General features: G+C 58.3%; 24 protein-coding genes. 6 read left to right on the top strand and 18 right to left on the bottom strand.

Annotated features, from left to right (window positions below; all coding sequences use genetic code 11):
- Positions 1–15: 15 nt before the first annotated feature.
- A complete protein-coding gene (locus ACYU7Q_RS14725; RefSeq protein ID WP_460610195.1) occupies positions 16–930 on the bottom strand; it encodes a carboxypeptidase-like regulatory domain-containing protein in 915 nt (304 codons plus the stop codon).
- A 187-nt stretch (positions 931–1,117) separates the two neighbouring features.
- Between ACYU7Q_RS14725 and ACYU7Q_RS14730 the strand changes: the two genes are divergently transcribed.
- Both ACYU7Q_RS14730 and ACYU7Q_RS14735 read left to right on the top strand, forming a co-directional pair.
- A complete protein-coding gene (locus ACYU7Q_RS14730; protein WP_460610196.1) occupies positions 1,118–2,065 on the top strand; it encodes a pectinesterase in 948 nt (315 codons plus the stop codon).
- Positions 2,066–2,181: 116 nt separating this feature from the next.
- Positions 2,182–3,126 (top strand): pectinesterase, encoded by a 945-nt coding sequence (locus tag ACYU7Q_RS14735; RefSeq protein WP_460610197.1) that lies wholly within the window; start codon positions 2,182–2,184, stop codon positions 3,124–3,126.
- 193 nt (positions 3,127–3,319) lie between these two features.
- Here the strand turns inward: ACYU7Q_RS14735 and ACYU7Q_RS14740 are convergent, their stop codons facing one another.
- Complete coding sequence (locus ACYU7Q_RS14740) at positions 3,320–4,258, bottom strand: D-2-hydroxyacid dehydrogenase (protein WP_460610198.1); 939 nt, start codon at positions 4,256–4,258, stop codon at positions 3,320–3,322.
- A gap of 177 nt (positions 4,259–4,435) precedes the next feature.
- Here ACYU7Q_RS14740 and ACYU7Q_RS14745 point away from each other — a divergent pair, with 177 nt between their 5' ends.
- Positions 4,436–5,476 carry a hypothetical protein gene (locus ACYU7Q_RS14745; protein ID WP_460610199.1) on the top strand — a complete coding sequence of 347 codons (1,041 nt, stop codon included), beginning with the start codon at positions 4,436–4,438 and terminating at the stop codon, positions 5,474–5,476.
- A gap of 76 nt (positions 5,477–5,552) precedes the next feature.
- Here the strand turns inward: ACYU7Q_RS14745 and ACYU7Q_RS14750 are convergent, their stop codons facing one another.
- The 8 genes from ACYU7Q_RS14750 to ACYU7Q_RS14785 all read right to left on the bottom strand — a co-directional run bounded on the left by ACYU7Q_RS14750 (position 5,553) and on the right by ACYU7Q_RS14785 (position 12,659).
- Positions 5,553–6,362 carry an SDR family NAD(P)-dependent oxidoreductase gene (locus tag ACYU7Q_RS14750; protein ID WP_460610200.1) on the bottom strand — a complete coding sequence of 270 codons (810 nt, stop codon included), beginning with the start codon at positions 6,360–6,362 and terminating at the stop codon, positions 5,553–5,555.
- Between the two features lie 75 nt (positions 6,363–6,437).
- Positions 6,438–7,508, bottom strand: a complete 1,071-nt coding sequence (locus tag ACYU7Q_RS14755; RefSeq protein WP_460610201.1) for an ABC transporter ATP-binding protein — start codon at positions 7,506–7,508, stop codon at positions 6,438–6,440.
- A 95-nt stretch (positions 7,509–7,603) separates the two neighbouring features.
- Positions 7,604–8,335, bottom strand: a complete 732-nt coding sequence (locus ACYU7Q_RS14760; RefSeq protein WP_460610202.1) for a hypothetical protein — start codon at positions 8,333–8,335, stop codon at positions 7,604–7,606.
- Between the two features lie 41 nt (positions 8,336–8,376).
- Positions 8,377–8,730 carry an MmcQ/YjbR family DNA-binding protein gene (locus ACYU7Q_RS14765; protein ID WP_460610203.1) on the bottom strand — a complete coding sequence of 118 codons (354 nt, stop codon included), beginning with the start codon at positions 8,728–8,730 and terminating at the stop codon, positions 8,377–8,379.
- Complete coding sequence (locus ACYU7Q_RS14770; RefSeq protein ID WP_460610204.1) at positions 8,727–8,990, bottom strand: barstar family protein; 264 nt, start codon at positions 8,988–8,990, stop codon at positions 8,727–8,729. The genes ACYU7Q_RS14765 and ACYU7Q_RS14770 overlap by 4 nt, the downstream gene beginning before the upstream one ends.
- 12 nt (positions 8,991–9,002) lie before the next feature.
- Entirely contained in the window at positions 9,003–9,827 is an 825-nt protein-coding gene (locus ACYU7Q_RS14775; protein ID WP_460610205.1) for a hypothetical protein, read from the bottom strand.
- Positions 9,828–9,885: 58 nt separating this feature from the next.
- Positions 9,886–11,700, bottom strand: a complete 1,815-nt coding sequence (locus ACYU7Q_RS14780; RefSeq protein WP_460610206.1) for an ABC transporter ATP-binding protein — start codon at positions 11,698–11,700, stop codon at positions 9,886–9,888.
- A 74-nt stretch (positions 11,701–11,774) separates the two neighbouring features.
- Entirely contained in the window at positions 11,775–12,659 is an 885-nt protein-coding gene (locus ACYU7Q_RS14785) for a TIR domain-containing protein (RefSeq protein ID WP_460610207.1), read from the bottom strand.
- Positions 12,660–13,080: 421 nt separating this feature from the next.
- Here ACYU7Q_RS14785 and ACYU7Q_RS14790 point away from each other — a divergent pair, with 421 nt between their 5' ends.
- Positions 13,081–13,350 (top strand): hypothetical protein, encoded by a 270-nt coding sequence (locus tag ACYU7Q_RS14790; RefSeq protein ID WP_460610208.1) that lies wholly within the window; start codon positions 13,081–13,083, stop codon positions 13,348–13,350.
- A gap of 171 nt (positions 13,351–13,521) precedes the next feature.
- On the opposite strand, the gene ACYU7Q_RS14795 is transcribed toward ACYU7Q_RS14790, so the two are convergent.
- From ACYU7Q_RS14795 to ACYU7Q_RS14825, 7 genes are all read right to left on the bottom strand, one after another.
- A complete protein-coding gene (locus ACYU7Q_RS14795) occupies positions 13,522–14,013 on the bottom strand; it encodes a hypothetical protein (protein ID WP_460610209.1) in 492 nt (163 codons plus the stop codon).
- 113 nt (positions 14,014–14,126) lie between these two features.
- Positions 14,127–14,492 carry a hypothetical protein gene (locus ACYU7Q_RS14800; protein ID WP_460610210.1) on the bottom strand — a complete coding sequence of 122 codons (366 nt, stop codon included), beginning with the start codon at positions 14,490–14,492 and terminating at the stop codon, positions 14,127–14,129.
- A gap of 310 nt (positions 14,493–14,802) precedes the next feature.
- Positions 14,803–15,105: a hypothetical protein gene (locus tag ACYU7Q_RS14805; protein WP_460610211.1), complete on the bottom strand. Its 303-nt coding sequence runs from the start codon at positions 15,103–15,105 to the stop codon at positions 14,803–14,805.
- 52 nt (positions 15,106–15,157) lie between these two features.
- Entirely contained in the window at positions 15,158–16,015 is an 858-nt protein-coding gene (locus ACYU7Q_RS14810) for a dienelactone hydrolase family protein (protein ID WP_460610212.1), read from the bottom strand.
- A gap of 30 nt (positions 16,016–16,045) precedes the next feature.
- On the bottom strand, positions 16,046–16,417 hold the full coding sequence (locus ACYU7Q_RS14815) for a cupin domain-containing protein (RefSeq protein WP_460610213.1): 372 nt from the start codon (positions 16,415–16,417) through the stop codon (positions 16,046–16,048).
- Between the two features lie 84 nt (positions 16,418–16,501).
- Positions 16,502–17,440: a GNAT family N-acetyltransferase gene (locus ACYU7Q_RS14820; protein WP_460610214.1), complete on the bottom strand. Its 939-nt coding sequence runs from the start codon at positions 17,438–17,440 to the stop codon at positions 16,502–16,504.
- 12 nt (positions 17,441–17,452) lie between these two features.
- A complete protein-coding gene (locus tag ACYU7Q_RS14825) occupies positions 17,453–17,704 on the bottom strand; it encodes a Kazal-type serine protease inhibitor family protein (protein ID WP_460610215.1) in 252 nt (83 codons plus the stop codon).
- 248 nt (positions 17,705–17,952) lie between these two features.
- Between ACYU7Q_RS14825 and ACYU7Q_RS14830 the strand changes: the two genes are divergently transcribed.
- Together ACYU7Q_RS14830 and ACYU7Q_RS14835 are read left to right on the top strand one after the other, a co-directional pair.
- Positions 17,953–18,390, top strand: a complete 438-nt coding sequence (locus tag ACYU7Q_RS14830; protein ID WP_198066835.1) for a CsbD family protein — start codon at positions 17,953–17,955, stop codon at positions 18,388–18,390.
- Between the two features lie 125 nt (positions 18,391–18,515).
- Positions 18,516–18,878 carry a YtxH domain-containing protein gene (locus ACYU7Q_RS14835; protein WP_460610216.1) on the top strand — a complete coding sequence of 121 codons (363 nt, stop codon included), beginning with the start codon at positions 18,516–18,518 and terminating at the stop codon, positions 18,876–18,878.
- Between the two features lie 280 nt (positions 18,879–19,158).
- Here the strand turns inward: ACYU7Q_RS14835 and lysS are convergent, their stop codons facing one another.
- Complete coding sequence (gene lysS, locus ACYU7Q_RS14840) at positions 19,159–20,709, bottom strand: lysine--tRNA ligase (RefSeq protein ID WP_460610217.1); 1,551 nt, start codon at positions 20,707–20,709, stop codon at positions 19,159–19,161.

A 20,709-nucleotide genomic window follows, 5' to 3' on the forward strand; every position in this document is an offset into this window, starting at 1 on the left:
TGTTGGGGCGGGTGGTTAAAAGGTGTGGCTGACGGAAAGAGAAACTTCTGAATAACTGTCACCAACCCCGTTGAATGATACGCCCGCCAGTAGATAGCCGGGTAAGTGGTGTTGCAGCCGTGCCTGCCATTGCCAGTAGCCTGGCCAGTACGTGGCTTGCGCACTGCCAATGAAGTTCAGCGGCAATTGAGAGCTAGCCAAGCCCAGTAGGTAGCCGCCGCCCACTATCGGGGCCGAGTTTTCGGCCGCAAGCGAGTTTCGGCGGGCATAGCCGCCACCCAACAATACGGTGGGTAGTCGCATCTTCCCAATGCGATAAATACCCACGCTTATGGTAGCGGTGTAGCTGCTGAAACGAATATCAGCCGGAGTAGCCTGTAGAAATTGATAGTTGAGGTTTTCGGAAATAGTGAGGCGATTGCGCTGCCACAGCGCGGGTAACCCCAGGCCGACAGCAACGACGTGGTTGCGGCTGAAATTGGTTTGATAGCCGACCGTAGTTGTGATGGGCAGGCCTATCAGGCGTCGCCCATACAATGTCAACGTGCCACCTAATGGGGCGTAGCGTATTCCACTGCTCAGGCCGACTTCGGCCCGCGGCGGCATTAATAAGTCGCACGAAATGGTTTTAGTATCAATTGCCAGCCGAGTAATGCTGGTGCTGCCAGCTGCTACGTTTCGTCGCTGCGTGACATAGCCAATATAAGAGAATGTGAGCGCAACGCTATCAGAATAATTTACAATAGCCAGCTTGAAATTGCCCTCGACATCAGAAGAAACACCATTGAGGGTGCCGGTTTGAAGGATGGTTACGCCCGGCAAGCCGTCGCCAGACTTGGCATCCAGTACGCGGCCGGAGACGGTCGTTTGGGCGTGGACGGAAGCCCGTAGCAGGCAAAAGCAGAAAAGCAAGGGGAGTAGAAACTTCATATCAGGCGATTTGAATCAGGAGGGTTCCTGCCTGATGCGGCCGGGGCCAGAATTGCACAGGGCGCTTTGCAAGCAGCACTTCAAGGTCCTGCCGGTGGTGGCAACGATGCCGGCAACGATTGCGCAGAAAATCCGTGCTTTCGGCCCGGCCAGCCGCTAGGTTTGTGGCAGACTAACCGCGTATCTCATGAAGAATCTATTGCTGCTGATGCTCCTGAGTTTCGGCGGGCTGGGCCGGACCTGGGGCTACGATTTTGTGGTGGCGCAGGACGGCAGCGGCCGGTTCCGCACCGTGCAGGCGGCCTTCGATGCGGTGCCGGATTTTCGGAAGAAGGTGACCACCATCTTCATCAAGAAAGGCACTTACAAGGAAAAGCTGGTGCTGGCCGGCTCGAAGCAGCTGGTGAAGCTCATTGGCGAAGACCGGGATTTGACCATCCTGACCTACGACGACTACAACCAAAAGAAGAACATTTTTGGCGAAGACAAGGGCACGTCGGGCTCGGCGAGCTGCTACATCTACGGGTCGGATTTTTCGGCAGAGAACCTGACGTTTCAGAACTCGTCGGGGCCGGTGGGGCAGGCGGTGGCCGTGTGGGTCGATGGCGATAAGGCGGCGTTTGTGAACTGCCGGTTTCTGGGGTTTCAGGACACGCTGTACACGTATGGGCGCGGCAGCCGACAGTTTTACAAGAATTGCTACATCGAAGGCACGGTGGATTTCATCTTCGGTTCGAGCACGGCGTGGTTCGAGGATTGCGAGATTTTCTGCAAGCGCGGCGGGTTTGTGACGGCGGCCAGCACGCCCGACACGGCGCGGTTTGGCTACGTGTTCAGCCACTGCCGCATTGGGGGCGATGCGCCGGCGGGCAGCTTCGGGCTGGGCCGGCCCTGGCGTCCCTACGCCAAAACCGTGTACCTGAGCTGCGAGCTGGGGGCCATGATTCGGCCCGAAGGCTGGGACCCGTGGGACAAAGAATCGAACAAGAAAACGGCATATTACGCCGAATACCAGAGCCGCGGGCCGGGGGCTGCACCGGCAAAGCGTGCGCCGTGGTCGCATCAATTAACGGAAACGGAAGCCCGGATTTATACCCGCGAAAACGTGCTGCACGGCTGGCAGCCGCAGTTGTAGCGTGGTCTTACCCGGAGGGACTCTGTAAGTCCGCGCCTGCCCGAACTTCAAACGACACCTGTCACGCCCGGATTCACAGAGTCCCTCCTGGTACGACCACGCTACATCCTACCCCAATGAAACTCCTGCTTCTTACACTGCTGGCCGCCACTCCAGCTTTCGCCCAAACCGGCCCTATCACCGTGGCTCAGGATGGCACTGGCACCTACCGCACCGTGCAGGCCGCCGTGGATGCTGTGCCCAACCAGTCGCAAACCACGGTGACCATTCGCATCAAGCCCGGTACCTACCGCGAAAAACTGGTGGTGAACACGCTCAAAACCCACCTCAAACTGGTGGGCGAGAACGCCGAAACCACCATCCTCACCTTCAACGACCACACCGGCGACGCGGGAGGGCACGACACCTATTCCTCCCACTCAGTGCTGGTGCAGGCCAACGATTTCGCGGCCGAAAATCTCACGTTTGAGAACAACGCTGGCTACACCGCCGGGCAGGCCGTGGCCCTGCACGTAGAGGGCGACCGCGCCACCTTCCGCCACTGCCGCGTGGTGGGTAATCAGGACATCCTGTTTCTGGCCGCCGGCCACACCCGCCAGTATTTCCAGGACTGCTACCTCGAAGGCACGACGGATTTCATCTTCGGAGCCAGCACGGCCGTGTTCGACCATTGCCTCATCAAAAGCAAGAAAAGCTCCTTCGTCACGGCCGCATCCACGCCCGAACAGCAGCCGTTCGGCTTCGTGTTTCTGAACTGTAAGCTGACTGCCGACACGGCGCTGGCCAAGAAGGTGTACCTTGGCCGGCCCTGGCGGCCCAATGCCAAAGTGGTGTACCTGAACACCGAAATGGGCAGCCACATAGTGCCCGCCGGCTGGGACAACTGGAAGAACCCGGCCAATGAAAAGACGGCCTACTTCGCCGAATACCGCTCCACCGGTCCGGGCGCTAACCCGGCGGGACGGGTGGCGTGGTCGCACCAGCTCACGGCGAAAGAGGCGAAGGGTTATACGCTGAAGGCAATTTTCGCGGCGGAGGTGCCGTGGGTGCCGGCGCGGTAGCGGCCCGCCTGTCATTGCGAGCGAAGCGCGGCAATCCGTCCGCTCGATGCGACAAGCCTTGAGATGTGACCAGGCCTTTTCAAAAACAGAAAGCCCCGATGCTGCTATGCGCTGGGGCTTTCTGGTAAAAGAAAGTGTTTGGTTTTGACAGGACGGATTGCCGCGTTGCGCTGCGCTCCACTCGCAATGACAGCTAGTACCCCCGGCTCAAATCCACCAGATTATCCAGTGGCTGGCCGTGGCGCAGGTTTTCGAGGTTGCGCAGCAGCACGTCAACTTTGCTTTCATCTTCGTGGTGTTGGCCGCCGCCGGTGTGCTGGGTGAGCAGCACGTTGGGCAGGGACCAGAGCGGGTTGTCGGCGGGCAGGGGCTCGATGGCCGTCACATCGAGCACGGCCCCGCCGAGGTAGCCGGCTTGCAGGAGGCGGATGAGGGCGGGCTCGTCGGTGGTGTTGCCGCGGCCCACGCTGGCGTAGATGCTGCCCGGGCGCATGGCCTGTACCAAATCGGCCGAGAAAAAGCCCTCGGCGCTGCCGGGCAGGGTGTTTATCACGATGTCGGTTTCGGGCAGTGCGGCTTTCAAATCCTCTTTAGAGCGCAGCTGGGCCTCGGGGTGGGTGCGGCCCAGCAGTTGCACGGGGCACTCGAAGCCGCTGAGCTGCTGGCGCACGGCCAGGGCAATGGCCCCTGCGCCCAGCACCACCACGCGTTTGCCGCGCAGCAAGCCGGCGCGGTTGCGCACGTAGGCCCCGCCCACCCAGTTGCGTTCGGCTTGCAGCACGGCCAGCTCGCCCAGGTGGCGGTAGAGGGCCAGCAGGCCGCCTACCATGGTTTCGGCGCAGGGCCAAGCGAAGAAGTCGCCCATGTTGGCCACGGGCACGTCCAGGTGCAGGTGGCGGTAGCGCTCAAAGCCGGCCGAATCTATCTGCCAGAAGCGCAGCAGGGGCGAAGGGCCGGCCGCCAGCCAGGTCGGCGGCGGGTTGCCGAGTAGCACGTCGGCTTCCTGAAAAGCCGAAAACTGTTCGTCAGGGGCCAAATTGTGGCTGAAAGTAACTTCGACGTCGGCCGGAAGCATTTGCCGAAGGTAGGCGCGGGCCGAGGCGCTGAGGGGCGAATAAACGAAAAGATGCATGAGGGAGCGGCCGGCACGGCCGCAAGCAGTTGGCAAGCGTGAGGTCCTGAAACGGGATGATGAGCAAAATTGCTGCCCAAGCGGCGCACTTTTCGTGAAGAAGTGGCTCAAATGGCCGTATTTGCACTTTTTCCGCGTCTTTTCCGCGCATTCGCCCTTGCTGCTTACCTCTATTCTGTGATTCAAACGTTTCGTAAAGTGCTGATGGTGGCCGTGGTGGGCTTGCTGCCCGGAGTGGCAGTCCCCGCCGGGGCCCAGAGGCGGCCCGCCCACTCAGCGGCTTTGCCTGTCAATACTATCTTGTTCGTCGGCAATAGCTTTTTTCACGGCAAATACCAGCCCGTACTGGCCTATAACGCCGCCCATGTGACGGACGAAAACTACGGCCTGCCCGCCACCGACCCGCGCTGCGAAACCACCACGGGCGAGCCCGTGGTGTGGGGCGGCATCCCCGGCATCTTCCAGCAATTCACCGAAGAAGCCGGCCTGAACTACGAAGTGCATTTCGAGGAAATCAACGCCCGGCCGCTGCAATACCACTACGAACACGCCCTCAGCGTCATTCAGCAGGCGCGCTGGAACACCGTGGTATTGCAGGAGCACAGCCAGTGGGCACTGCCCCCGCGCCACGGCGGTCACCCCGAGCTGTTCCGCGACTACGCCACCCGCCTCGAACGGGCCGTGCACACCGCCAGCCCCGCCGCCAGCGTGTTCCTCTTCCAGACGTGGCCCCGCGCCGACCTCTGTTACCCGCCCGGCAAGCCCTTCACCGGACTGCCCATCGACTCGATGGCCCTGGAGCTGCACGATTCCTATTACGGCCTGCTGGCCCAAAACCCGGGCTTCAAAGGCATTGCGCCGGCCGGCGATGCCTGGCTGCGCGCCGTGCAAACCGGCCTGGCCCAGCGCAACCCCTACGCTCCCGAGCCCGGCAAAGTCGACCTCTGGGCCGAAGACCACTACCACCCCAGCAACTGGGGCGCCTACCTCACGGCCTGCGTGCTGTTTGGCGAAATCACCGACCACGACCCGCGTATGCTGGGCGCGGCCGAAAAAGCGGCCGCTGCCCTCGGCATCAGCCCGGCCGAGGCCGTGGGCTTGCAGCGCATAGCCGCCGAGCAGATTCGCGCTGCCCGCTCCGAGGCATTTGCCGACCAGCCCGCAGCGGGCAAAGCCAAACCTGGCCCGGCAAAAACCAAAGTCCGCTTCCGCAGCTAAGCAACCCACCCCTGGGTAACACAAGAAAGCCCGGCCAATGCGGCCGGGCTTTCTTGTGTTGATGGTTCTGCCGCCGTTAGCGGGCGCGCTCGTCGCCATCGACGGGGGCACTTTGCTTGTGCACCTGCGCGGCTACCAGCGGGTCGGGCATCACCTTGCTCGCGCCCACCTGCACGTTGTTCATCACGCCGGAAATGACGCGGCTTTCGCCAGCCATCAGGGCTTTGTAGCCGTCTTTGGCCACGTCGGCGGGCTCCATGCCCTGGCCGTCGGCCACGTTCTTGGCCTGCGTCATGTGGGCTTTGTTGAAGAAGTCGGTTTTGGTGATGCCGGGCAGCAGGTTGGTGATAGTGATGTTGCTGTCCTTGTTCTCCTCCTGAATCGATTCTACAAAGGAATTCACGAAGGCCTTCGTGCCGTGGTACACGGCTTGCAGCGGGCCGGGCAGCTCGCCCGCAATGCTGCCCACCAGGAGAATCTTGCCCTCGTTCCGGGCCTTGAATTCCTGCAGATACAACTTCGTGAACACCACGTAAGCCCCGATATTGAGCTGAATAATGTCCAGCTCGCGGTTGATGTCCGTCGTGTCGAAGGTGCCGTACTGGCCCTGGCCGGCGTCGTTCACCAGCACGTCAACTTTGGTGCCTTTGCTTTTGATTTCGTTGTAGACCTCAAACGGCGCGTCGCGTTTGAACAGGTCTTTGGCAATTGTAGTGACCTGCACGCCGAATTGCTGGCGGATTTCTGAAGCGGCTTTGTCGAGCAAATCGGGCTCCAGGGCCACGAGAATGAGGTTGTACTTGTCTTGGGCGAAGCAGTTGGCGAGTTCGCGGCCGATGCCGCTGCTGGCCCCGGTGATGAGTGCGGTTTTGGTTTGGTCTGCCATAATAAAAGATTAGTTAGGTGCGTATTCCATTCCCAACGCATCCCAGCAAACCAAGTTATTGTTGTGCTTAGGCGCTTACTGGCCCGAAACCGCAATGGGCCAGCCGCCTCCGGCCACTACCGAGAGGCTTACATTTTCGCCGGGCTGCCAGGGGCTTGCATCGACCCGTGCCCGCAGGCTTTGCGCCGCCAGCGCCACTTCCACTTCCCAGTAGCTGCCCAGAAACCGCACGGCCTGCACCGTGCCCGTGGTGGCGCCGCCGTCCTCGGCCGGTCCCAGCCGCAGCTGCTCGGGCCGCACCAGCAGCGCGGTGTTTTTGGGGAAGCGCCGGCCCGGCAGCAGGGCGCGGCGGGCGGCCCCGTGCACCAGGTTGTAGTCGCCAAACAGCGCGGCGGTGGCCTCGTCTACTGGCCGGTGGTAGAGTGCTTCGGGCGTGCCTTGCTGCACCAGCTGCCCCCGGTGCAACACCAGTATTTCATCGGCCCAGCCCAGCACGTCGGCCGCATCGTGTGACACCAGCAGGCAGGTAATGCCCAGGCGCGTGCCCAATTCCTCGATGATGCCCTGCAACAGGCGCTTGTGCGTGCGGTCGAGGTTGGAGAACGGCTCATCGAGCAGCAGTAGCTGCGGCGCGCCCAGCAACAGCCGGGCCAGGGCCACGCGCTGCTGCTCGCCGCCGGAGAGCTGGTCGGTGCGGCGCAGCATCAAATGGTCAATTCGGCACAGTTCATACACCGCCTGCGCTTCGGCTTCGGGGCGCTTGTTGGCGTAGCGCAGCACCTGCTCCACGCGCAGAAACTGCGGCAAGTCGGACTTTTGGGAGAGGTAGGCTACGCCGGGGTGGCCGGGCACCAGCACCTCCTGCGGGCCGCGCACGCGGCTGCCGAGGGCGTGCACCGCGCCGGTGCTGGGCTGGATGAGGCCGGCCACGAGCTGCAGCAAGGTGCTTTTGCCAGCGCCGCTTTCGCCGGCCAGCGCCAGCTTTTGCCCTTGCTTTTGGGTGAAGCTGATAGGCCGGAGGGCAGTAAAGCCGTTTTCGGTAAGACTGAGGTTGGTGACGGTGAGGATGTCCATGCGCCGGCAAAGAACGGGGCTGAGGCCGTAGCGGGCTGGCTGAAACAGCGTGTTTGTGCGAAACAGCGTCATTTGGTTTGTGCAGCCCCTGTAAATCGATTTGCGGCCTCTGCTAATGGATTTGCGGGGCGTGACAACGGCTTCGCAGGGCCATTGTGAGCACGGCGTTATTGCTTGGTGAGGGCGATGCGCCGTTCCTGCACGACTACGGTATCGCCGGCGACGAGCTGGTTGAGGATGGCGGGATTGAACAGGTTCCGCTCGTTGGCCGCCGTGTAGGTGCACCAGCCGAGCGAGGGCACGCTGCGCATAATCAGCCAGCTGAACGCGGGAAGGAATAGCTGCCCGTTCTGGATGCCGACCACCTGCACCGGGTGAAACGTGCAGGACTGGGAGTAGCCGGTGATGGGAGGCAGGGCCTGGCAGCGCTTTACGGGCGCAATGGCTCTTATCTGGTCGACCAGCTGCACGCACCGGTCGAAGGAGCTGGGAGCGGTGACAGTTGACACGGAGTCGGTGCTGGTCAGGACGAAATACTGCGGATTGCGGAGCGTAATCCTGGAGGTAAGGCGGGTGGTAGTGCCCTGGTAAGTTGTCGCTACCGTGGCCTGGTCGTTGGCGTCGATGGTGAGTGTTTGCGAGTCAGGGGTGGTAATGGTCACATCGGTCCGCGAGAAGAGGCCCTGCCCACTGCTGGACTGCCGCCGCAGAAAGTTGTCAATCGTCTGCACATTGGTGATTTCCCCGGTCCTGGTGTACATCCGGATGGGATTGGTGGCCGCCAGCACGTGGGCAGCTTGGTATTCGCCGGCCAATACCAGCGGCGCGTCTTCCTTGGTTTTGCTGCAGCCGCCAAGCAACAGCGCGCTGAAGGCCAGGGGGTAGAAATAGTGCTTCATACGCAAACGAGGGTAGGAGGAAGGGGCAAAAGTAATGGCCGCTACATTGTCCCGGCCAGTTGTTTGCGCACTTTCAGCGGCAGCTTGGCCAGCACCTTTTGGTAGGAGTAGGTGATGTGCTGCTCCCACTGCGCCCGCGACAGCAGGTGAATGTTATCCACGTTCACCCAGCCGTAGCGGGCCATGTACTTGTTGCGGCTGAATCCCGGGCTGTTTTCGAGCTCTTCTACTTCTTCCATGGGCACCGCGAAGGAAGCGGTGGGCGGCAATTCGTCGGGCGAGGTGACCAGGTACATTTTGCCGCCCACATTGAAGCACAAATGCACGTCCCATTTAATGTCTTCGGTGGTGCCGGGCAGGCGCTGACAGATGGCTTGGAGGTCTTCGATGGTCATATTAAGAGAATTTTCTTGTCCGGTATTTCTTGGTTGTAATGCTCGATAATATCGCGCAGTATCTGCATATCCGTTGGGCAGGCTTGTTCGAAGTGTTGCCAGTTTTGTAGCAAGAGTTGCTGCGGCATTTCTACAATGGCAGCAATAGTATCCCAGAAAGCGTCCCAGTTCTCACCGTACCAGTCTGGAAAGCCCATTTCGCGCTTCATCAGCAGGTGAAAAGCGGCTTTGGTGTCGACATGGGCGAGGTCGATGGTCATAGTTTATTCTTTCTAAAGCCAACAAACTGGATTTTCGGTCTCTGAGGATGCCTTTAGCACATTGATTAATGGCTCAATGATATATGCATACTCAGTCGATATAGAAGCTTGTTGGATTGATACAACGAATGAATAATCTTGAGTTGCTAAAGAATCTATAGGATACAATTTGACGTGTTGAATGGATTTGTTTCCAGTAGTTAAATCCTCAAATTCAAATTGATTGTCGTCAATTCGGTGTTGTTTGAAATGAATCGATTTGAAATCAGTCTTATTTGTTTCCCAAAAATGCCTTTTCAATTTAATTATAGAGAAGCCGTCTGCACTAATGACGTAATTACAAACAGCAGCTGAAAAAACAAATGTATTATCGTGATTAACAGAGGTTGATGCTATGATATCGCCAGACTCTGCTTCTTGTAGTACTACCAACTTCTGCTCTAGCTTTTCCTGCTTAAGCGTCAATACTTCATAGTAAGCAACTGGCGTAAACTCAACAGGCAACGTGCCACCATTGCCTATCGGCAGATGCTCAGTCAGTACTGGAAATCTGGCATTGCCACCAAACTCGGCGACCAATCCTCTAAAAGCAGCCATGCCTGACATGTTAGCCAAACGCTCGTACGCATACATCATGTCCTCATGCGGGCATGCGGTCATTCGCCATTCATCAAACTCCAACCACCATTTCAATTGCTCTTCTTTGTCTTTTAAATGGGCAGTGTTAATGCCGACGCTGCCATCTTCTGGGTCTATGTAAACGTAGGGTTTATGCGGTGGCTCCGTCGCTAAACCTTCTTTATAACAATTACATGCTACGCAAGCACCGTAACCCATAAAACGGGAATTAAAAGAATGATGCACTAAGAAAGTGCATTAATAGGAATCGAATCAATTACGACGCAGTATCCAACACCTCGTCCCCGTCATCGGCCATCGTCTTGGCTAGTTTCTCGATGTTTAAGCTGCGGGCCGAGGCGTCGAAAATCTCGCGGTAGGTGCCGTGCTGGGCGTAGAGGGCGTCGTGGGTGCCGTGTTCGACCATGCGGCCTTTTTTCATGACGTAGATGCAGTCCGAATCCACGATTTGGGCGAGGCTGTGGGAGATGATGACCACCGTGCGTCCCTGCTTGATGGCGTCGAGCGAGTTTTTGATTTGCTCGGTGGCAATGGCGTCGAGGCTGGCGGTGGGCTCGTCGAGGAAGATGATGGGCGGGTTTTTGAGGAAGAGCCGGGCGATGGCGATGCGCTGCTGCTGGCCGCCGCTGAGCTGCTGGGCATCGGACTCGTACTGGCGCGGCAGGTCCAGAATCTGGTCGTGCAGGTAGGCCTGGCGGGCGGCGGCCTCAATCTGGGCCGGGGTGGCGGCGAAGTCACCATAGTGGATGTTTTCTTCGATGGTGCCCTTGAAAATGTGGTTTTTCTGGAGCACCAGGCCAATTTCCTGGCGCAGGGCGAAGGTGTCGTAGTCGGCCAGCGGGCGGCCGTCGAGCAGGATGTCGCCGCTGTCGGGGCGGTAGAACTGGCAGAGCAGGTTGATGATGGTGCTTTTGCCCGCCCCGCTGAGGCCCACCAGCGCGGTGGTTTTGCCGGCCGGAATGGTGAGGCTCACATCGTGCAGGGCGGCCGTGCCGCTGGGGTAGGTGAAGCCCACGTGGCGCAGCTCGAACTGCCCGCGCAGGTGTTCGCCGGGCGCCAGCGCGCCGGGGCGCTCGCGCTGGTCGTCGGCGTCGAGGATGGCGAAGAAGCCTTCGGAGTAGGTGAGGGCCTCGTTCATCTCGTCGTAGATGCGGTGTAGCTGCCGGATGGGCGCCGACACGTTGTTGAACAGCAGGATGTGGAACATGATGGCCCCTATGGATATCTGGCGGCCCAGCACCAGGTAAGCCGTGAGCACGATGATGGCCACCACGCCAATCTGCTCCACGAAGGTTTTGAGGCCGTCGAAGCGGAAGTTGGTTTTGCGGGTGAGGAGCTGGGCGTCTTCGAGGCTGCTTTGCACGGCGGCTTGCTTGCGGCCCTCGTAGGGCTCGCGCACGAAGCTTTTGATGACCACAATGCTGTCGATGATGCTGATGAGGCCGTGGTTTTTCTCCTCGCGCAGGCGCTGGAGTCCGCGCCGCACGCCCTGTAGTTTCTCGGCCTGCGCGTAGCTGAGCCAGAAATACACCGGCAGCACGGCCAGCGCCACCAGCCCCACCCACTTGTTGTTGAGGAAAATGACCACCAGCGCCACGATGGCGTTGGCGAAGAGCGGCAGGATGTCGATGAAGAAATTTTGCACCAGCTTCATGAGGCTCTCCACGCCGCGGTCGATGCGGGTTTGGAGCTTGCCGGTCTGGTTGCCGTCGTCGGAGAAGAAGCCGAGCTGGTAGCTCAGGATTTTGCTCACGGCGGTTTGGGCCAGCACGCCGGAGAGCTGGATGCGGATTTTCTCGCCGTAGTATTTCTGCCCGAACTGGATGAAGGTGTTCACGATTTCCTTGCCCAGCAGCAGCCCGCTCACCCAGGCCAGCAGCGTCCAGCCCTCAGCCAGGCCCTGGCCTTTGTCTAGCATCCCTTGCACGGTGTCCACGGTATAGCGCAGCACGAAGGGGTTGACCTGCGCGGCTAGCGAGCCCACCAGCGTGAGCAGCAGTGTGGCAATGACCAGGCGGCGGTAGGGCCGCACAAACGGCAGCAGGCGTTGTATAATCTGCCAAAGGCTCATCTACGGTCGCGGTTGGTTGAGCCGGTTAGACGAGGCAGGCGGGGGTGGGGTTGTTTTGGAGATTTGAAAAGGATTTAGAATGAACTTACTGCGGCTTGAATATCTACATAAATACCAACAGCTTGAATTTCTTTAAGTAGCTTGATTTTCCAAGCGCCACCTGCATCATGTTTTTCATATAGAATTCCTTGTAAGTCGCTTGGAATTTCAACTTCCTCTTTTACAAGCATTCGTAACCTTTCTTTGCCTATTCTGCCAAGGAAATAACCGATTTCAAGAATTACGTTTTGTCTGGCTCTGCTGCGTCCGCTTTCCGTGATATCATCTGGAGTCAGTAATGCTATTGCATAACCAGCTACTTCGGATTCACCAACCAGTTTATCAATTATTGTTCTTCCTCTGTCTGCCTGCTCATGCAGTACAATTGCATTCACGCCGGCTCTCTTTAGTAGCAATAAAACTTCAGTTTTTAACTCATTATCGTGCCCGTGAATGATAAAAGCTGTAGTGCCTGGTGTGGCTTTCGGTTTTTCTGCTGTTACTTCTGGGTTGGCATTTACAATGTCTTCCAACGCTTGAGTAAAATATCCTAAGAATGTTCGATTGAATTCACGAGCATTATCGCCCATGTTATTTTTGCGGAATAGTCTATATCCAAGCTGGTCTACTTCACGGCTGCCTCCTTCTGCAATGCGCTTATACATGTAATAAGCAAGTGATTTTGACTCTTCAAAATTTGTTGGCAAAGACCATTGTCCACGATTGAAAGACGCCTCATCACCTTGAGGCCAATCCACCCACTTTGCGCTTTCTGCCTCGTACTTATCGAAAAGGGGATTGTCTTTGATTTCAGTATTTAGGTAACCAAATATCTGGCTTACAATTCCACTAACAGTATTATATGATGCACTCGACAATTCTCTCAACAAGAAAGACAGTTTTTCTGGATTCAATGCCATTAAATTTTGGTTCTATATGATTGAAAGAAATTTTGACATTGCTAATGTAATACTTACTGGCGCGAGTTTATCGTAGCGTAACCCTTGCTAGTAGTGTCAGCAAATGTAGGGTTCCCACGAAATGTAAAGTGCTGAATATTCAAAAAATAATTAAATGAGTACAAATTATTATTATATAAAAAATATCAACTATCACATAATCTGTTGATTGTTGCTGAAAATGGAGAAAAATAACACAGTATATTAACCGCTCATTTTCAGCTGTTCAAGTGCAGAATCAGTCGATTGAAAGAAAGGGCTGGTCGATAAAATGGGCAACGCGGGTAATAATTCCCCCGTTTTCGCAGTTAGTAATGCAGTAGCAAGCCGCTACCGCTGGCGCCACACGCCCAGTGCACGTACCACCATTACCACCTTTTTTATGCTGCGTACCGCCCTGTTATTTTTCTGCATGTTGGGGTTCTTTGCCTCCGAATCTTACGCTGCGCCGGCCACCTCGGCTACGTCGCGGCCCATCCACCGGCGCAAGCCCACGGCTGGTAATTACGTGCCGGTGTACCGCTACTACCGCGGCCACAGCAACCAGAAGAGCGGCTTCTTCGGCCTGTTCAAGCACCGTTCCAAGGCGGCCAAGCGGCATGCCTCGGCTCCGCGCGTAGTGCGCGGCGGCCGGCCGCACCGCACCATGTAGTGGTCGACTTTCCCGAAAATCAATAAATAAAAAGGCTACTCCTGTTGCGGGAGTAGCCTTTTTATTTTCAGGCTTTAAGCTACAGTCGCACTGAGGGGCACAATGCTCCAAAACACAACGATGCCCCGGCCAGTTGGCCGGGGCATCGTTGTGTCAGTTAGCGAAGCCGACTTACTTGTCGGCTTTTACTTTGATTTTGTCGCCATCGGTCGATTTGGCTTTCATTTTCTTCACGTCCGAACCTTCCATGCCCATGCCGGGGCCACCGCCGCGATTCATGCGGTCGGCCTGCATGGTGGTGTACTTGGTGTATTGGTCGGCGGTCAGGACTTCCTTGAACTGGGCGTCGTATTTAGCGCGGTTGGCTTGCATTTGCTCGCGCATCTGGTCGCGGTTGCCGGCATCGCGGGCCTGGCCGCGCATGGCTTGCATTTCCTGACCACGCGCCAGCAAAATCTGCTGCACTTTGGCGGTCTGGTCGGCGTTCAGGCCCAGCTCCTGGGTCATGCGGTCGGCCTGGCGCTTGGCCATTTCATCGGGGTTGCCCTGCATACGGCCGCGGCCCTGCATGGCACCGGCATCGGCGGGAGTGGTGATTTGGGCGGCGGCGGTGCCTACGCTAAGGGCAAAAACAGCCAGCAGGGGAAACAGAAACTTCTTCATGGTAATGATTTAGAGAGGGTTGTTGGGAAAAGGAAAAGAGCAAAAATTGGCGCGAAAAGCCCCGTTCACAGAGCTTGAACGGGACTTTTCGGACCATAGTTAGCGGCTAAGGTTTAGCGGCGGCCGTCGTTGCGGTGCTCGGCTTCCCAATGGGCGCGCTCCTGGGGCGTCACGCGGTGGTTGCGGTCGTAGCCGTAGTTGAAATTTTTATCGTTGCGGTCATCGCGACGGTCGTCACGACGGTCGTTGTTGGGCCGGTGGGCAGCTTCCCAGCGGGCACGTTCCTGCTGGGTTACGCGGTGCTTCTTGTCGAAGCCGTAGTTAAAATCTTTGCTGTTGCGGTCGTCCCGGTCATGGTCGTGGTCACGGTCCTGCCGGTAGTTATCGTACGGGCCATTGGCCGAAGGAGTAGCGGCGAAAGAAGGAGTGGCGGCCAGAAGCGAGGCGGCGGCAAGGATGGAAAACAGGGAAGCTTTCATGGTTGCTGAAGAAAATGCGAGTGAGAAAGGGGGAAGTAGCGGTGGGTCCGGTTGCTGCAGGCAGCGGGCTCCTGGATGTGAGAAGCGACTCATTCTGCATAGGGTATTTGCAAACCATCGGCCACATCCCGCCGGGAAATAAAAAGGTGGACGGACAGGCCGGAAATCCCGACCAGACCGCCTACTTCCCGGACTTAACGCCTTATTTAAAAAGCCCAAAATGGCCATTCCAAATCCAGGATGAGTCTGATGCAAGCAGTTTGAACAACTCTATTCAGCTTCCTCCCGGTGTCGGAATGACAGCCTGCGCCTACTCCACCAGCCCCAGCGTGCGGGTCAGCTTATTCTTCGGAATGGTGAAACGCAGGCTCTGGTCGCTTTTTTTCGACCGCTCGCGGCGGCGCTCCACCAGTGCCTGCACCTTGTTTTCGTCCTCGTTGCGCGAAAACAACACGCTCGCCGCGTCCGCAATCAGCGACACGGCGCGCGGCACCGGCACGCTTACCTGCTCATAGTCAGGGTCGGGCGGCGGTGGGTGTTGGGTTTGGGCCAGCGCCGCACCGGCCCACAGCAGCAGAAACGGGAGCAGAATGGGTAGTTTTCTGAGCGGCATGGCAGCGGATGGACACTGCAAAGATGCCGCAAAATGCCGCGCCGTTGCCCGGCTACCCTAGTTTTTCTTTGAATAATCGTAAGGTGCGGTCCCAGGCCAGCTTGGCAGCTTCGGCGTTGTAGCGGGCGGGGGAGGTATCGTTGTTGAAGGCGTGGTTCACGCCCTCGTACACGTAGAGCTCGTACTTGGTGCCGGCCGCTTTCAGCGCCGCTTCGTAGGCCGGAATGCCGGCGTTGATGCGCTGGTCTAAGCCGCCGTAGTGCAGCATCACGGCCGCTTTTATTTGGGGCACGTCTTCGGCTTTGGGCTGCAGGCCGTAGTAGGCCACGGCGACGTTCAGCCTGGGGTCGTGCACGGCCAGCTGGTTGGCCAGGCCGCCGCCCCAGCAGAAGCCCACCGCGCCGGTGCGACCGTTGCAATCAGGCCGGGCGCGCAGGTATTCCAGCGCTTTGAGATAGTTGTTGAGGTTTTTCACCGGGTCGAGCTGGCCGATGAGCTCACGGCCCTTGTCCTCGTCGGCCGGCGTGCCGCCCGCTACCGACAACGCATCCACGCCCAGAGCCAGGTAGCCGGCCTGGGCCACGCGCCGCGTCACGTCCTTGATGTGCGGCGTCAGGCCCCGGTTTTCGTGGATGACGACCACCGCGCCGCGCTTCTGGCGGCCTTTGGGGTGCACCAGGTAGCCACGCACGGGGCTGCCATCGCCAATCCAGGTCACTTCTTCGGCTTCCAAGTCACCGGCCTCCGGCGCAATGGTGGCCGCCGCCGCGTAGCCCGGCTCCAGCACCGAAAGGGCCGTGAGGGCCAGTGCCGTGCTGCCCGCCAGCTTTATCAGCCGGTCCATAAATTCCTTGCGGGTGAGCGGGGCGTGGGTGTACTCGTCGAAAAGATTGATGATGCGCTGGTCCATGAGGCTGAATATATGGGTTTCGAAGCCGCTTTATTCTTCTTCGCGGTGCACGGTATCGGGGCTGAATGCCGGCACGCAAATCGACCAGTATTCGCACTCCGCATCAAACGGATTGGAGTAGCGCACCCGCGCGCCGCCCTTAATCAACAGGGCCTGCCCGGCCTGCAACTCCACCACGTCGCCATCGATTTCAAACCGCTTCCGGCCGCGCACTACGATGGTGATTTCATCGAACGCAGGCGTTTGGTGGGGCTCGCTCCAGTGCGGCGGGGCCACCATGTGGGCCAGGCTGTAGGCCGAGGTACCGGTGCTGGCCCCACCCACGTGCTCTTCAATGAGCTTGCCATCGGTGGTGGGCACTACAAAAGGAGCGGGGTTGAGGATATAGCGTTTTTCGGACATTTTGGGGTGTTGAAGAGGTTGGTAAACAAGAAAAAGGCGGTGCTCAGCACGACCGTTCAGTATCATATCAAATTGAGCTTACTCCTACGGCTTCAGCTTCTCCAGCAACTCAAAAAGCCGCGAATTGTATTTCCAGACAAAGAAGTACGGCGTCTGCACCGCGCCGAAGCGCACGCGAATCCGCTCCACGCCCGGCAGCATACTGCCTTCAAAATCGAAGCAGTCCAGTTTCAGTACCTCGCTGGCGTAGCGCATGCACTCCCAGGCCAGCAGCACGCCCGCGCCGCTGGCTCGCAGGGCCGGGTCGTCGCCGGCCAGCAGGAAGTAGGCCGTGGTGGCATCCCAAATCAAATACGCCACCGAATGCACCCGGCCCTGCTCATCCACGGCAAAAAAAAGCTGCCGGGCCTCAGCCGCCGCCAGGGCCGCATCGAGCCGCCGGAACTGCGCGGCCGAATACGGCGCCGGCAAGCCTTGGCGGGTGAAGCTGAGCAGATTGACGCGGTAGAATTCATCCAGCGGCAAGTCGTGCACCACGCGCACTTTCTGGCGGGCCAATCGAATGTCGCGCCGAATGCCGGTACCCAGGCCTGCTTCTACTCGCGGCAAATCGCGCAGCTGGTGCAGGCGGTAGGTGTAAAAAGTCGTCTGTTTATACTGTTCCCAGTAAAATGGCAGCCAGTTGGTAACCGTCGGGTAAAAGTTCTGCTTGAAAGCTGCAAAATCCGGCAGTTGCGCTATCAGCAACTTCAGCAACTCGTGCTCCTTCGGCAGCCGGCCCCGAAACTCGGGTAGTACATACGGGCCAAGCCATTTCACGAAGGGCGGCATCGTGACGTACCGAAACGGGCCTTTCTGCTTGAAAAAATAAGGCAATGCCGCTACCACGCGGCCTTTTTCCTCGGCCAGCACTACCTCCCAGGTGCCACCCTCGGCGCAGGCATCCAGGTACCACGGCTGGCTGAACACCGGCACATCGGGCGCGGTGCGGCAGAAATCGTGGTAGCGGGCTTTGGCGGACATCAACGGGCGTAGTTACTTGGCCGGGGCCGTGGGGCAGGGGCCGGGCGTGGTGGTTCGCACGCCCGCGTTGGTGGCCGCGCACAGGTTGGCGTAGGTCTTGCCGTCGCAGCCGCACACGGGCTTGTATTCCATGGTGCAAATGCCCTGCGGATTGATTTTACTTGAATCGATGCAGTCGGCGGTGGTGGCCGTGGGCACGGCGTGGCGCTGGCAGGAAGCCGCGCTCAGCAGCAGGCCCACACCCCAAATCCAATACTTTTTCATGGTGCCAGAAAGTAGGAGAGGGGCGAAGCTACAGCGCCTCCCGGGATTTAGGCCGTCCCGTAAACCCAGATATCGAGGAATCCGGATGTCCGCAGGAAAATTTGCCGCCAAGCTCAACCCCTAGCGGAGCCTTTCGTATAGTCAGCCAGAACCAAATGCCGCCGCAAACTGAACCACTGGTTTCAAATGCGGCCCCGCACTGCTCTACTCGAACTTTCAACCCCATTCACCCTTCATTACCTTACACCATGTCGTACCACGAAGAAGATAACAACGCTGGTAAAATCCTTTTAGCTGCTCTCGCCGGTGCCGGTGCTGGCATTATTGCAGGCATGCTGCTGGCTCCCGATAAAGGTTCGGCCACCCGCGAAAACTGGAAAGGCGTGGCCTCCAAATACAGTGGCCAGCTCGGCGAGCAAGCCACCAAGCTGGGTTCCGACCTCGAAGCTAAATTCAAAGAATATGCCGGCAAGCTGGAAGACATGGGCGTGACCCTGCCCGGCAGCAGCCTGAAAATCAAAGGCAACTGGGACGACATCAAAGGCAAGCTGAAGCAGCAGTACGCCCAGCTCACCGATGAGGACCTGACCTATGCCGAAGGCAAAGGCGACGAGCTGGTTGGCAAACTGCAGGACAAGCTCGGCAAAGGCAAAGCCGAAATCACGAAAATGCTGAATGACATGTAATCTGGCTTTCAGCTAGATTATTTAAAGCCCCGCGCCGCAAGGTGCGGGGCTTTTTTGTGGCCCCAACCAGCCGGGCCGCTTTCCCGTTAGCGAATAATCAAATTCTTCCATTTTCCTGCAAACCCATGAAAGACGATAAAGGCAAAGTCATTTTCTCGCTCATCGCCGGCGCTACTGCCGGCATTGTGGCCGGCTTGCTGCTGGCCCCCGAAACCGGCGACGATACCCGCTCCAACCTGCGGAAGTCGGCCGCTAAATGGGCCGGCGACCTGAGCAAGCTGGCCACCGATACCCTGGCCAAAGTGCAGGGCCAGGCCGCCCCGGGCCACACCAACCCCGACGCTGCCGTGAGCGAAGACAAGGAAGCCGCCGACCGCCTCCTGCAAGGCCTCGGCACCGGCACACCCTCCACGGCCCACACCCACAATGAGGATAACCCCGATTACGACGGTTTTGGCGACGATACCCGCCATCAACCCAACATGTAGTAGCTGCCGCCGAAAATTTTCTCTCCGTTGCTGTAACCCAGTGCGCTACATTGCGTAAAACTCCTTACAATCGCCTTGAAAGAAGGCCGAAAATATTGTCAGTAAAATTGCCGGCCGTAAGAGCTTCTATCGGAATTGGTTAAACAATCCGGTAGTAAAATCAGACGTTCCATCGCAAATTTCTGTCAAGAAAAGCGGTTTGAAGGGTAGGGAGGTTGTAAAAGAAAAGCCCCGCACGACATTTCGTGCGGGGCTTTTCCGATTTTAGGCCGTTTCGGGCTTACTTCTCCTCGTGCTTTTCTTTCTGCACGTTTTCCGGCTTCATCTGCGGGAAAAACAGCACGTCCTGAATCGAGGGCGAGTTGGTCATAATCATGCTCAGGCGGTCGATGCCGATACCCAGGCCAGCCGTGGGCGGCATGCCGTATTCTATGGCGCGCAGGAAGTCCTCGTCGAGCACCATGGCCTCGGAGTCGCCGCGCTTGCCCAGTTCCAGCTGGTCCTCGAAGCGCTGACGCTGGTCGATGGGGTCGTTGAGCTCCGAGAAAGCGTTGCAGATTTCCTTGCCGTTGCACACGGCCTCAAAACGCTCCACCAGGCCGGGCCGGTCGCGGTGCTTCTTAGCCAGCGGCGACATTTCCACCGGGTAATCCGTGATGAACGTGGGCTGAATGAGCTTGGGCTCCACGTGCTCCCCAAAAATCTCATCGATGAGTTTAGACTTGCCCATGCTGGGGTCCACGTGCACGTTCAGCTCCTGGGCGGTGGCGCGCAGGGCCTCTTCGTCCATCTCACTGATGGCTTTGCCGGTATACTTCTCAATGGCCTCAAACATGGTGTAGCGCTGCCACGGCCGCTGGAAGTTGATGACGTTTTTGCCCACCTGCACTTCGGTTTTGCCGTGCAGGGCCAGCGCCACGCGCTCCACCATTTCCTCCACCAGGTCCATCATCCAGGCGTAGTCCTTGTAGGCCACGTAGAGCTCCATCTGGGTGAACTCGGGGTTGTGGAAGCGCGACATGCCTTCGTTGCGGAAGTCCTTGCTGAACTCGTACACGCCATCAAACCCGCCCACAATTAGACGCTTGAGGTACAGCTCGTTGGCAATGCGCAGGTACAGCGTCATGTCCAGCGTGTTGTGGTGCGTGGTGAAGGGCCGTGCTGCGGCCCCGCCGTACAGCGGCTGCAGAATCGGGGTTTCTACCTCCAGGTAGCCCTTGTCGTTCAAGAAATTGCGCATCGACTGCACCAGCTGCGTGCGTTTGATGAAGGTGTCGCGCACCTGCGGGTTCACGGCCAGGTCCACGTAGCGCTGGCGGTAGCGCTGCTCGGGGTCGGTGAAGGCGTCGTAAGTGGTTACCTCGCCGGTGGCTTCGTCTTTGTGCGTTTTCACTACGGGCAGCGGGCGCAGGGCTTTCGAAAGCAGTTTTAGCTCCGTGACGTGCACCGAAGTTTCGCCCACCTGCGTCTTGAATACGTGGCCTTTCACGCTGATAAAGTCGCCCAAATCGAGCAGCTTCTTGAACACCACGTTGTACAGCGTCTTGTCCTCGCCGGGGCAGATTTCGTCCCGGTTGATGTAGAGCTGAATGCGGCCCGTGGTATCCATCAGCTCGGCGAACGAGGCTTTGCCCATCACCCGCGACGACATCAGCCGCCCGGCCAGCGTCACGTCCTGGAAGTTATTCAGTTCGGGGTGGTAGTTGTCGTGAATTTCCTTGGCGTAAAACGTCACGTCCACCAGAGCCGACGGGTACGCTTCAATGCCCAGCTTTTCCAGTTCTTCGAGTTTCTGACGGCGCAGGATTTCTTGTTCGCTGAGGTGTTGCAT

This window comes from Hymenobacter terrigena (assembly GCF_054776515.1).